We start from the raw sequence: 12413 nt of genomic DNA, 5'->3' as shown, positions 1-12413 counted from the left end.
GCGACGGTGCGCCGCAGTTCCTCAAGTCCGGTCGTTGAAGCGATCACACTTTGAGCGCAACGCGCAGCTACGGCATGCGGCCTCCGAGGCCGCATAGCCGGGGTGGACCCGAAGGGCGAGCACCTCCTCGCGCCGGCGATACAGCCGGACCAGCTCGCTTGAGTTCAGCAGGTCAACTCGGTGCGAACGAAATACCCCATGGCGACCAGGAATCGGAATGGAAACGAAACCATAGGGCGCGACTGTTTCCCCGGTCTCCATCGCGATCACCAGCCTCTGCGCAGAAAGCTGAACGACATCGGAAAGATGCGGACGATTCTGTTGCCGGACCTTCAGTTCCACCAGCACCAGCGGACCGCGGGGCAGTCTATACACCCGATCCACTTTGGCCACCAGTGGGAAGGGCTGCTGGATTCGAAAGAGCGTCTCCATGTAGACCAACTCGGCCTGAGCCAACGCCTTCGGTCTCGAGCGTTGCTCGGCGGATAGGGTCCGTCGAAACCACCAGGCACGCGCCAGCAGCAGCGCCAGTACGAGGCACCCGAGCCCCACCGCCACGGCCGCGGTCATGTCCATCTCCCCGCGTCGATCCGAATGCGGCACCAGACGACCACGATACGCAGCAGCAAGCGCACTCCCCTCGCAAGCGCTGGCGATCGGCCCAGGATCCAGCAGCCAGCCGGCCCCACCCAGTAGTACACCGCCACCACCCAGCGCCCCCAGCGACGGTGCAGAAGCACCCTATCGCGGTACGTGCGAAGCACTTGCGTCTCCACCGCTTCCGGGCCGAAGACGAAGGTGGCCACGAAGCATCGGCGATCCGAGGCGGATGCAACGCCCTGCTCGAAGTACCGCTGATGGGCCTGCCGTCCCCTTGCCATAGCCTTGCGCTGTTCGGGAGTCGTGCGCTGCCCGTACAAATGGGCAAGCTGCACCTTCTTCTCGCAGTAGCCCATCGCGGCCAGCTCGGTGGCAGTCACCTCACCGCACCCACGTGTTCTTTGCTGAGACATACCCGCCTCACTCCACCAATCCGGGCCCGAAGACCTGGTTGGTCACCGCGGAGGGCGTTGCCGTTGCACCGCTGCGATCCGTCGTGAGCGTAGACGTCGCCCCCGACAGCGAGAAAACCCCGTGCTGGGCAAGCAGTCCGTCGTACGCGAGCACGCGCAGCCGATTGACCCGCTTGACCCCTTGCGCAAACTGCACCAACTCGTCGTACAGCCGAGGGTTCTCGGCGCGCTCCAGTTTGAACACCAGCCGGACCGGCTGGGGCTTTTCCTGTGAGGGTGCGCTCATGCAACCTCCCCTGCCCCGCGATCGCGGATGGCGGCCGGCATGGTGGCGGCGTAGTTCTGCCCGGCAAGTTGAAACCCGCGCACGTTGGCGAACATCGGCTCCTTGACCTCGTGGATGCGGTGTTTCGGGAAAGCGGCTTTCACGGCCTTCCTGAACAGAAAGGCTCCGCCCCCCACCAGGATGATGTTCTGCAGGCTCTCGGGCGTCTCGATCCACTGCCGCATGGTCGACACCGCCTGCTGCGCCACGCTCTCGGCCAGCGGCAGGTGCTTCTTCATGTCGTAGGACTTCTGGAAGATCACCGGCGCCTTGCCCGTTCGCAGCGCCAGGTCGATCGCGTCGTAGTCGCGGTAGGGCGTGCCGATGTCCTTGGAGATCTCGGCCGCCAGCAACCGCAGAACATCCGACATGCCTCGGTTGATCGAGCTCGACTGCTTCTGCACCAGGCGCATGCCGCGCGTGACCAGCCAGTCGAAGGTGCGCGAGCCGGGGTCGATCACCAGACTCTGCTCGGTGCCGATGGTCGCCATCTTCTCGTGCTCGGCCGCGTAGTGGACCAACGCTCCCTGAGGCTGGGCGACCGCCATTGCCTTGGCGACCGTCACGGTCCGGCCGTTGCCCACCGGGTGGCTGCCAACCATCGCCTTCTCGAGTGATGCCCTCTTGAGGTTGAACAGCGCCACGGGCAGCCCCACGATCAGCAGGTCGATATGGGGCAGCTTCATCATGTTCAGCGCGCCACGCAGCAGCGCCATGTACTCGGGCGAGTCGGTGTAGTCGTCATGCAGTTGCTTGGCACGGAACGTGTCCGCGGCCAGGCCCACATCGGGGCCCACCTCGTAGTACAGCGGTCCGACGGGAATGCAGGCGGTCTTGCGCCGCTCGGTCGCCGGCCAGTGCGTCGCCTCACCGCTGGACGGATAGGCCACGGACGGAAAGCTGCTGCAGCGAATGTCGGCGCCCACGACGCCGGTGACGAGTTTGGTGTTGCCGGAGCCGACATCCACCGCTCGGACGATCTTTTCCATAGGGATGCTCCTGTAAAGAAGAATGGCGATCAGCATCGGCAAGCCGACCTGACCGCGCCACCCGCAATCCGCACCGAATCGACCTCCTTTCGGCATCGGTCTTCAATGGAGAGTCACTGGAGGTGTTATCCAGTGCCGCCGCATTGATCGCCGCTGCCCGCCGCTTCGGTCGCGCATCTCTCGGGAGTCACCAGACTCCCATCCAGGAAGCCCGCGTCAACCCCGTCCGCGAGCGATGCCCCTCCCCGGCTCCCCCGCCCCTGCTTGCGGCCTTGAGCACCCCGCGCCGGACCAGAGGCAGAGACTTTCCCTGTCAAGCCCGCATGCAGCCTCGCTTCGCGGCCCAGCGGGACACTAAATCGCCCCTATCACGCCGTCCCGTGCCGGCAAGCGCCATCGGCAACCGTGGAGTCATGCCGTCGCATTGCCATGCCCGCATTGACTGGCAAGTCCCTTTCGTCATCCACTACAGACTCCCGAGGGCCATCCCTGGCCCGCTCCATCGCGGAGCAAAAGGCGTCGCAGTCGTTACCTGCCCTTCAAGCCCCGGTCCTGAACCGGGGTGGCCGTCGCCCCCGAGGCGACCGCCCCGAGGTCTCCCTTCGCAGTGCATGTGCCTTCGACCCTCGCCAGCCTGTGGCTGGGCGCTCCCCGAAGCGCGTCAAGGCCGCCAATCTCCCGACCCGGCACCCGATGCCGGCTCCCGATCCCGCCATCACCCGAGCACGCGTGTTTCACGCCGCCAGCAGTTGTGCTTGCCCTCGTTGGCTCCCCGCTGGTCCCCGCTCAAATGCTCGACACCGCCCTGGACTTTCGGTCAGGGGTGGACCCATGCGCGCAGATGGCGCTGCGAATTCCAGGATTGATCCACCAGTGGGCGCGAGACCCGATCTCGTCGCCGACGCAGCCGCCTGCCCTTGAGGCGGTGGCGCGTCACAAGCCTCCGTGGCTGCAGAAATGCACGGACGGAGCCGGATCACACGTTTTCATTTTTAAGACCGACCGAGCTGGCCCGCGCACCTGCGAGTGGCTGGCGCAACCCCTGGGTCGGCGGCGCGCGCTGTGGTCGCGCGTGCTGCCGTGACTGCTCGACCACCCACTCCAGCGGATGACGGAATCCGCCGCTGGGGCTGGCCTTCCTGGATTCCTGCCGGCGTGCCGTTCGGGCGGCATGCCGCGCGCCCAACCTGACATGGAGAGCAAGATGACGACACCTTCACGCCGGCCCGCCGATCCCGTAAGCCCGGGACGCCTTCGCGGCATGGATCCACCGCGCCCCCAAGCCTGGGCCGGGAAATCTCCCCAGGACATCCTCGCGCGCCTGCCGCCCGGCCGCGCCGATCCCATGCATGTGCTGGACACCCTGATCGGGCTGTTCAACACCCGGCATACGGCGCGCGAGAAGACGGTCTCGCACAAGACCCGCCATGAACGCGCCCGCTTCCTGCGGCGCTTCTTCCTTGACCTCAAGGGCAAGGCCGGCTTCCGCACCGTGCCCGATCCACGCAACCTCGGCCAGAAGCACCTGCATGCCATGGTGCAGGTCTGGCAGCGCGAGCAGTTGGCGCCCGCCACGATCCAGACCTACCTGAGTTTCCTTCGCGGGCTCGCGTCCTGGATGAACAAGCCCGGCTTCGTGCGCCCGCCAGAGCGCTACGGGCTGAGCCTGGAGGAGTACCAGCGGCACGAGGCCGCCCAGCATGACAAGAGCTGGAGCGCACATGGCATCGATGTGGAAGATGTCCTCGCCCAAGTGGCGCAGTACGACGCACGCATCGCCGCATCAATGCGTCTGGCGAAGGTGCTGGCGCTGCGGCGAAAGGAGTCGGTCATGTTCCGCCCGTTCGAACACGTCGTGGCCTTCGAGCAGACGGGTCTGCCGGCCGAGCAGCGCAAGGCGGACGAGTACGTGTGGACCAAGGGCAAGGGGGGGCGCGTGCGCTGGGTGGCCATTGAGACGGACGCGCAGCGCGATGCCGTGGCGCTCGCGCGCTCACTGGCCACCAGCCGCGATGCCCACATGGGCGACCCGGCGCTGAGCCTGAAGCGCAACCTGCGCCGACTCGACTACGCGTTCGAGAAGTTCGGCATCACCAAGCGGCTGGCGGGCACCACGGGGCACGGTCTGCGCCATGGCAACGTGAACGACCTCTACGAGGACATCACGGGCGTGCCCTCGCCCGTGCGGGGCGGCGGACCCGTGGCTCCCGAGCTGGACCGGGCAGCGCGACTGGCCGTCGCGGCGAGAGCCGGGCATTCGAGGATGAGAGCTTCCACCGCGTACATCGGCGCCATCTCATCCCCGTCGGCGAATCAGAGCCAGGTTGCGTGAATTGCAGAGCAACGCAAAATACTTCACCAAGAATCAACCTGGAAACCTTCATGCCCCCGACGCACGACCTGCGCATGCTGCTGCGCTACAACGCCTGGGCCAACGCGCGTCTGTTTTCAGCGCTGGGGGCATTGCCAGCGCAGGAGATTCACAAGCCCATGGTGCCCGGCGTGGGCAGCATTGCGCGGGCACTGAACCATGCCCTTGTGGTGGACCAGATCTGGCAAGCCCACCTCGAAGGTCGGCCCCATGGCTTCTCGTCACGCAATACCGAGCAGGAGCCGTCGCTGAGTGAACTGCAGGCATCGCAGTCACGCTTGGACAAGTGGTACATCGACTACGCCGACACGTTGTCGGAAGCGGACCTCGATGAGCCGGTGAGCTTCCAGTTCGTCGATGGGGGCGCGGGGTGTCTGCGCCGTGCCGACATGATGCTGCATACAGTCAACCACAAGACCTACCATCGAGGCTACGTCGCCGTGGTGCTCTACCAACTCGGTGGCAAGCCGCCTGTGATGGACCTGCCGGTGTTTCTGCGGGATGCGCCGCCCCAAGTCTAGGACTTGCGCACGTGCTGTCGGACGCCGGAATCAAGCCGGATCACGCGGATCGCCCGATGGCACGCAGCTTGGATGCCCCCTGACGGCCGGCTCAGTCCGCCGCGATCACTTCGAATTCATCGCCGGGATAGATGGCCGCACTGCGCGCGTGCGCACCGCTGGCATCCATCTACCCGATGTGAAAAACCAGGCCTTGGCGCATCACGCGCACCTTCCATTGCTGCACTGCCCCGGCGTCATCCCTCGGTGAGGGTCTCGGCATCCCGTGCGACAGGCACCTCGTCCTGCAGCACGAACCCGAAACGCGCCCAGGTGCGCGGATCAACCTCGATGGGACCGCTGCGCTTGGACTGCAGGTTGATGACGACGCCATGTGCCGACAGTCGGCCTTGCGAGAACAATTCGTAGAGCAACTGCGCGGCGAACCGCACCGCCACGTCATTCACGAACAGTCCCTGGGACGCCAGCGACATGCGCACCGAGCACGATGGCTGGTTGTCTTCGGGCGCAGCGTCATCGAGCAGTTCAGGAAAAAGTTCGGTCACGCACGGCAGGCGCGGACCGAGAGTCCTCGGCAGGAACGCCGCACCACCCAAAGGCTCGCCCAGCACCACCTGCGCGGTGGCCTCCGTGTTGCCCAGGTCGAGCCAGTAGCCGTATTGGCTGCTCTCGCGCCACGCGATGCGATGGAGCAGGCCCCGCGCCGAGCGGCTGTCCACGCAACTGATCAGCAGGTCCGCGCCCGCCGAGACACGCTCGCCATGCACATAGTCTTCGTAGCGCATGGGGTGCGCCTCCCAATCCAGCCCATAGAACTGGTTCAGGCGGTGGATCGTCACCAGGGCCTTGTGCCGCCCGATGTCGGCGGCGCTGTAGAGCTGGCGCCCCACGTTGGCCTCGCTCACGCGGTCTGCGTCGAAGGCGGTGACGTGCAGGCCATACGGGTGGCCGAGCGCCCGCATCGCAATATCCAGACGCGCGAGACAGGCCGCCATCTGCGCGCCGTTGCCGCCCACGCCAACCAGATGCACCGACACACGGTGTCCCAGCAGCTTCGGATGAATCAGGTGTTCCACGAGCGCCTCCAGTTCAATGTCCTGCGACCAGTCTCTCGCGGTGCGGCTGGCGTTCAAGCGCGCTGCCAGCGGCGCATTACCCGGCGCATCCAGCCTTCGTGCACGGCACCGGGATCCTCGCCGTCCGTCCCCGCTGGCAGCGCCTGCGAACCCTGCCAGGGGTGGCGTGGCAGCGCCTTGTAGAGCCCGTTGACCACGAGGCGGAAGCACGCCATCGGCGCGGGCTGGTCCAGCAGGCCGAACACCCCCGCGACCTTGATGCCCTGGTCGTCCCGGTCGTCGTCGGCCGACCAGAAGGCGGGGCCACGGCCATGCGTGTGCAGGTCCACCGCCACCGTCTCGTCGTGGGCCATCGGCGGCCTGCGGTAGTCGATGCGCACGGGCGAGGCCCACTCGGCCTCGCAGATCGCCAGGCGCAGCCGTCCGCTGCTGCGCGAGTAGATCAGCACCCCCGCCACCTCATCGGGCAGGTGCGCCCGCCCGTAGGCCACGAACTCCTCGATCATTCGGATCGGCAGCGGCCCGAAGCTGAACCGCAGGTGCTCCTCGATATCTCCATAGGGCAGGCGCATCGCGGGCGGCTCCATGCCAAGAGCCGTGATGCTGTCGAGCCAATCGAGCCGGGTCTGCACGAACCAGCCGTTGCGGGCGACAACGATGCGCTGGCCGTTGGGCATGTCCGGTAGCGCGCCGAAGCGCGGTGCGGCCACCACGGGGCAGGATGCCAGAAGGGCTTGGTCCCGGGGATCCATCACGCGTCCTCCGGCTCGCCGAGCAGTTGGCCCAGCGTGGTCTTGGTGTCCACCAGCACCCGCTCGGGGAAGCGCGTGAAGCGCTGCTCCAGCATGTCGCGCCAGAAGGCATAGGAGCCGCCCCGGTAGCGCAGCAGCTTGCCCGCCACGTTCGGGTGCGTGAAATAGGAGCGCAGGAAGGCGTCGTTCCAGGCACCGATCTTCTCCACCGTGGTCCCCTCGGGCACCGGCACGTTGCCCTGGCAGATGCGGCCGTTGCCATCGACATTGAAGAACGGTGCCTGGAACAGCGGCGTCTTCGGGCTCGGGCGGCGACTGCCCTTGACGGCCCACACCCGCCATGCGCGGCTGGAGGCCGCGAACACCAGCCCCGGCAGCGGAACGGCCTCGCCGCGTTCGCTGCCGCCAAAGGATTCGGCATGGTCGTCGCCGACGCGGAACGCAAGATGCCGGCGGGCCGGTGGCACCCACCAGACCAGCACATCGCCATGCACGTACAGCACCGTCTCGGGCAGGAAGCCCCCGTGTGCCGCCCGCTGGAGCAGGGCCGAGGCCAGCTCCCGCGCCGCCTGCGCGGTCATGGCGCGGCCGGCGCCGATCACGGGTGCGCCGTCCACGGTCATGACCTCATGCACGGTCGCCAGCGCGCCGCCCGAACGTCCGTGGTACAGCAGCACGGCCCGGTCCAGCGTGAGCACGTTGTCCGTGGGTGTGTGGATGGAAAACTCCGCTTCGTTCATCGGTGATGACCTCCTGCGATCAGTGTCCGGCCGACAGGGCGTAGATCAAGCGGTCGATCAGGCCGATGGCCCGGAAGCGCTGGCCCATGCGGTAGAACCATGCTTGCAGGGCACCGGGGTCATCCAGCGGGATCATCGCCTCGCCCATGCGGTCGCAGTATTCGGCCTGATGCGCGAGATTGATCAGGTCATCGTAGATGCGCGTGGTCACGTCGCCCTCGTCCCAGGACAGCACCGCGCCGAAGCCGATGTATTCACCGTCGATGTCCGGCCTGAAATCGTCGGTGAGCGTCAGGCGCGACAAGGCCAGCGCGTCGGCGGCGATCTGGCGCAGGCCGGGGTCGGTGAGCGTCTTGGCGGCGCGGCGCAGGTTGCACGGACGCCATGCCGGCACGCCCTTGGGTTGGCGCAAGCCCTTGCCGGTCCGTACCGGCCAGCGCCGCGCCCAATCGGGGTAAGCGTCATCCAGCATGCGGCGGGTCACCATTTCCTCGCGCATGGCTTCCCGGTCGGCTTCGTCGCCGTCCTCGCACATCATGTCCAGTGCTGTCTCCTCGTCCATCTCGCCCTGCCAGTACACATAGGACGCCACGTCGTCGGCGATGTCCGGGGTGAACAGCGGGTACACGTAGCGGCTCTGCTCGCGCAGCACCTGCAGGACCGTCGCGCCCAGGCTCGGCATGGCGGCATTGAGCGCTTCCAGCCGCCGGCCCACCGCCCACTCGGCCTCGCGGTATTCGCCCCAGTACACGTCGAGCAGGGCATAGGCGGTCTGCTGGCCGTCGCGCATCGCCGGATAGTTGCCGTCCTTGTCGAGCACGTTGACCGCGAAGCGAGGCTCCAGGCAATGCAGGGCGCCGACCTGCCGCTTGATCCAGGTGTCGATGGCGGCTTCGCAGGCCTTGAGCGGGTCGGACTCGTTCTCCGGCACATCGTCCTCGCGCACCGCACCCGCCGCGATGAGGAAGCGGCACAGGGCCGCGTTGGCCCCGGCCTGGGACTTCGATGCGATGGCGATCGGCACATCGGCGCCGAGAGACGGCAGCGCCAGCAGCGGGCAGCGCGCTGCAATGCTGTCCGGCCTCATGGCAGCGGCGCCAGCATGTCGCTGGTGGCGCTCGTGCGATGGGCTGCGGCCTCGTGGCGCCCCTGGGCCAGCGAGCAGTGTGCGAAGCGGCTCCAGGCCGCCGAGCGCGCCTGCACGGTGCGCCGCGACAGGGCGCGGGAGAGTTTTTGCGTGGCACTTCCGGTGCCGGATTCGACGGCCTGCACGCGGGCCAGCAGGGCCGCGAGGCGGGGGCCGGGCTGCGCCGGCTTTCCCGCGTCCTCAGTCCCCGCACCCTTGGTGCCCACGGCCTTGCGGAAGGTGAAGTCCTGGCGCCCGTTGGCGACTTCGCCGGCCTCGACCTCGGCGCTCACGAGTTCGGGGTAGTGTGCGCTGTAGAGATCGCGCACCTCGCGCGGCGCGAGGCCGGGCACGTCCGGCAGCAGGATGCCGTTGTAGCTGAAGGTGCGCACGATGGGGATGACCTCGATGGACATGGGGCGGTTTCCTTGGGATGGGATGCGGCCACCACTGCGATGGCCTCGTGTTCAGTCTCTCGCCGGCAGCGCCCGGCGCAAGGGCGGCGCGGCGGGTCATCCGAACAGGTCGTAGGAGTCACCGCCGCCCGCCGTGATCGCGCCGGCCGCAGCGGCCAGCGGCCCGGTGTCCTTGCCACCCTCACCGCCTTCGTCGTCGTCCGAGGCTGGCCCGGCCGTGGCCGCAGGCACGGGCTTGGCGCTGGCGGGCTTGGAGGCAGCGGCCTTCGTGGACGCCTCGGTGGCCTTCTTCACCGATGCGGCCTGCGCAGCCTCGATCACTTCCTTGGTGGCCTCCGCTTGCTTCGCGAGGCTGTGCCGAACCTCGCGGTAGCCGCGCAGCGCCTCGATGAAGCCGGCGTCGAACTCTGCGGGTGTGGCCGTCAGGCTCAGAGGCTGGGCCAGCGCCGCTTCACCCGCGTCGTGTTTCGGCCTGGGGATCACGTTGACCGTCAGGCGGCCGGATTTCTCGTCGGCGCTCACGGTCATCGTCAGCGTCGCGCTGCAAGCGAGCGCGAACAGTTCTTCGAACATCGTCATCACAATCTCCATGAAGGGGGAACGTCTGCCGGGACCATGCTCGGCCCCGGCATGCGTGCTGCAAGGGGCTGCGGCCTCACGCCGGCACGGCAGCCTCGGGGATGCTTGGCGCAGCGGTTTCGACCGGCGCGGGCGACGGCGCTTCGGCATCCGCCACTGCGACCGTGGGCGCGGCCACCACCGGCTGGCGCGGATAGCGCATCACCGCCGGCACCGTCCCCTGGTAAGCAAAGCCGCTGACGCCGAGCAGGGCGGCGATGAACTCCGGCTTGCGGCTCTCCTGAGCCGCCTTGAAGCGCACCCCCATGGCCTTCTTCAAGCCCACCTGTGCCGCGAGACTTGCCAGCTCGCTCTTCGTAAACAGCTCGAGGAAGGCCTTGTCCCACCTGAAGTAGCGGGCCTCGTCCACCTCCAGGTAGTTCAGCAGTGCCAGCAGGTCGCGCTCGTTGACGCCGAAGGCGGCCGACGCCGCGACCGCCTGCACCAGACGCTCCAGGTGTTCGGGGGCCAGCTGGTCGGCCTGCGACAGGTGCGAGGCCAACCCCCAGCCGGACTCGCTGACCCAGCCGCCTGCGATCTTGCGCATCGCCACGCCGTACTCGATCGCCCGCACGTCCCCGGCGTGGCCGTAGCGGGCCAGTGCGATCAGCACGCGCTGGTTGCGCAGGGGCTGCGCCATCAGGGACTGGGCGGCCCATTTGCGCCATTCGGCGAGGCGGTGGCTGACGACGCGCTGCGGGGTCTGGTTCGCGGGCGTCGGTGTGCCGTTTTTCGCCGTGGGCTTGCCGCTGCCCGCGACGGCACCTTTTGCGCCCTGCGCTGCGGCCTGCTGGCGCGCCGTGCGCTGTGCCCTGGACCACTGCGCCACCTTCTGGCTGTTGCAGGCGGCGTCGAAGCACAGGGAGCGCGTGACCTCGCCGTAGCTGCCCGGCATCGCCGACACCGCGCAGCCGAAGGACTGGCACCCCTGGCACGAGCCGTACTGCGGCGCGCCAACACCCAGGTCGCCCTCGGCGGTCAGCGGCAGTGGTATGAAGCCGTCCGACACCTTCACGATGCGGATCACCGGGTACTCGTCGCGCAAGGCGTCGGCGCGGGCCTGGACCGTCTGGAGCGTCAATTCCTCGAAGTGGCTGGGCTGCTGGCAATAGCCCTCCCCCAGCGATTCAGCGAACAGGCCCGCCTGACGTGCCGAGTTGTGCGCGCAACCGGCGCACTGCGCCGTGTCGAAGATCGCATCGGCCAGCCGGCGCGCATAGCGGCCCAACTGCGCCTTAAGCACGACCACCGGCACCTTCTGCGCGACGATGCCGGCAAGCACGCCGTCCTGCTTGTCGGGCGGAATGCCCGAGAGCAGTTCGGCATGGCCGAGCTGGATGGTGCGGGTCGTCAGGGCCTGGAGCACGGCGGGCGTGCATGACAGCAACGCCAGCCGGCGCTCCAGCACGTCGGACTTCCAGCCCATGAGGCGGGAGGCCTCTTCCTTGTCGCCCCGCTGGCGCAGCAGTTGCCGCTGCGCGGCGTGCGCCTCCTCGGCCGGCGACATGCCCTCGCGGTGGTAGTTCTCGATCACCGCCATCGCCTCGGCCGTTTCGTCGTTCGCCTCCTTGATGACCACCGGCATGTCGTAGTCGTCGCCGAAGACGTTCCTGGCGGCGCGCCAGCGGCGCTCCCCGGCGATGATTTCGAAGAGGTCGGTGCCCGGCACGCGGCGCACGACGATGGGTTCGATGATGCCGACGGCGCGGATGCCCTCCTCCAGTTCGGCCATGCTGTCGGGGTCGAAGTAAGTGCGGGGGTTCTTGCCCTGCACGATCCGGCGGATCGGCAGGGTGGGCTGGATAGGCAGGGTCACGGGTCCTCCTGGCTGCGGGGGTTGGGTGAACTCCATGCTCCCGCCGCGCCGGGCTCGTTCAAGCGCCGCGCGCAGCGCGGCAGCGCCCCGTTTTCGTCATGCAGGGGATGGGACCGCCGCTTTCCAGGCATCCAGCGCCAGCGTCTGCTCGGCCCGTGCGGCCTCGTCGCACGACCCAAAGGTCGCGTCTCCGGGACCGTTCATTTCCTGCCTGCGGTCATCGCACACGATGCGCCATTTCCTGTCGGGGTAGTTGCGGCTGACGCAACCGCAGGCCCCGCTCGGGTAGCGCACGCCGCTCACGTACCAGCCTCCGTGCCGCCAGCGCGAGTAGCCGAAGGGGCGGGACGGGTCCAGCAGGCACCACGCCAGCCTGAAGGCGTCGGCCGTGCTGCAGCGGTTCTGCACCTGAATGACCCGGGCCATGTTCTCGAATGCATCATCCGGGCAGTCCAGGCGGCCGGAGGCCTCCTGGATCGCACGCGACACGATCGCGTCCACGTTCAGGTTGTCGATCGAGCGGCCGTACTCGATCTGCCGCCGGCAGGCATCGCGCATGGCCAGCGCGGCCCCCATCGCCATGAGGAAATTCGTCATCGGTTGCCTCCTTGGAACAATGTCGCCCATGCTCCAGGCGGGCCATGGCTGCT

Annotated in this window: 14 protein-coding genes; 2 read left to right on the top strand and 12 right to left on the bottom strand. The window is 67.8% G+C overall.

Annotation, left to right across the window (positions count from 1 at the left end; all coding sequences use genetic code 11):
* Positions 1-21 precede the first annotated feature (21 nt).
* Genes AX018_RS12120 through AX018_RS12105 form a run of 4 tightly spaced genes read right to left on the bottom strand, consistent with a single transcriptional unit; the run spans position 22 to position 2327 of the window.
* Positions 22-570: a PD-(D/E)XK nuclease family protein gene (locus AX018_RS12120; protein ID WP_111877569.1), complete on the bottom strand. Its 549-nt coding sequence runs from the start codon at positions 568-570 to the stop codon at positions 22-24.
* On the bottom strand, positions 567-980 hold the full coding sequence (locus AX018_RS12115; RefSeq protein WP_245951532.1) for a CFI-box-CTERM domain-containing protein: 414 nt from the start codon (positions 978-980) through the stop codon (positions 567-569). The genes AX018_RS12120 and AX018_RS12115 overlap by 4 nt, the downstream gene beginning before the upstream one ends.
* A gap of 40 nt (positions 981-1020) precedes the next feature.
* Entirely contained in the window at positions 1021-1299 is a 279-nt protein-coding gene (locus AX018_RS12110) for a hypothetical protein (RefSeq protein WP_111877539.1), read from the bottom strand.
* On the bottom strand, positions 1296-2327 hold the full coding sequence (locus AX018_RS12105) for a PRTRC system protein D (RefSeq protein WP_111877538.1): 1032 nt from the start codon (positions 2325-2327) through the stop codon (positions 1296-1298). Before AX018_RS12105 ends, AX018_RS12110 begins: the two co-directional genes overlap by 4 nt.
* 1261 nt (positions 2328-3588) lie before the next feature.
* Between AX018_RS12105 and AX018_RS12100 the strand changes: the two genes are divergently transcribed.
* Positions 3589-4659: an integrase domain-containing protein gene (locus AX018_RS12100; RefSeq protein ID WP_245951531.1), complete on the top strand. Its 1071-nt coding sequence runs from the start codon at positions 3589-3591 to the stop codon at positions 4657-4659.
* 50 nt (positions 4660-4709) lie between these two features.
* Positions 4710-5219: a DinB family protein gene (locus AX018_RS12095; protein WP_111877537.1), complete on the top strand. Its 510-nt coding sequence runs from the start codon at positions 4710-4712 to the stop codon at positions 5217-5219.
* Positions 5220-5455: 236 nt separating this feature from the next.
* On the opposite strand, the gene AX018_RS12090 is transcribed toward AX018_RS12095, so the two are convergent.
* From AX018_RS12090 to AX018_RS12055, 8 genes are all read right to left on the bottom strand, one after another.
* Complete coding sequence (locus AX018_RS12090; protein WP_111877567.1) at positions 5456-6295, bottom strand: PRTRC system ThiF family protein; 840 nt, start codon at positions 6293-6295, stop codon at positions 5456-5458.
* Positions 6296-6348: 53 nt separating this feature from the next.
* On the bottom strand, positions 6349-7047 hold the full coding sequence (locus AX018_RS12085; RefSeq protein WP_111877536.1) for a PRTRC system protein A: 699 nt from the start codon (positions 7045-7047) through the stop codon (positions 6349-6351).
* Positions 7047-7787, bottom strand: coding sequence for a PRTRC system protein B (locus AX018_RS12080; RefSeq protein WP_111877535.1), 741 nt, complete (start codon positions 7785-7787; stop codon positions 7047-7049). Before AX018_RS12080 ends, AX018_RS12085 begins: the two co-directional genes overlap by 1 nt.
* A gap of 19 nt (positions 7788-7806) precedes the next feature.
* Positions 7807-8874 (bottom strand): PRTRC system protein F, encoded by a 1068-nt coding sequence (locus AX018_RS12075; RefSeq protein WP_111877534.1) that lies wholly within the window; start codon positions 8872-8874, stop codon positions 7807-7809.
* Positions 8871-9329 carry a PRTRC system protein C gene (locus AX018_RS12070; protein WP_111877533.1) on the bottom strand — a complete coding sequence of 153 codons (459 nt, stop codon included), beginning with the start codon at positions 9327-9329 and terminating at the stop codon, positions 8871-8873. The genes AX018_RS12075 and AX018_RS12070 overlap by 4 nt, the downstream gene beginning before the upstream one ends.
* A gap of 96 nt (positions 9330-9425) precedes the next feature.
* Complete coding sequence (locus AX018_RS12065; protein WP_111877532.1) at positions 9426-9908, bottom strand: PRTRC system protein E; 483 nt, start codon at positions 9906-9908, stop codon at positions 9426-9428.
* A gap of 76 nt (positions 9909-9984) precedes the next feature.
* A complete protein-coding gene (locus tag AX018_RS12060; protein WP_245951530.1) occupies positions 9985-11763 on the bottom strand; it encodes a PRTRC system ParB family protein in 1779 nt (592 codons plus the stop codon).
* Positions 11764-11859: 96 nt separating this feature from the next.
* Positions 11860-12360 carry a hypothetical protein gene (locus AX018_RS12055; protein WP_111877530.1) on the bottom strand — a complete coding sequence of 167 codons (501 nt, stop codon included), beginning with the start codon at positions 12358-12360 and terminating at the stop codon, positions 11860-11862.
* Between the last annotated feature and the right edge of the window lie 53 nt (positions 12361-12413).

The organism is Paracidovorax anthurii, from assembly GCF_003269065.1.
GTDB classification, from domain to species: Bacteria; Pseudomonadota; Gammaproteobacteria; order Burkholderiales; family Burkholderiaceae_C; genus Paracidovorax; species Paracidovorax anthurii.
Note: the sequence above shows the minus strand (reverse complement) of the source record. Positions and strands in the feature narration are given on the sequence as shown.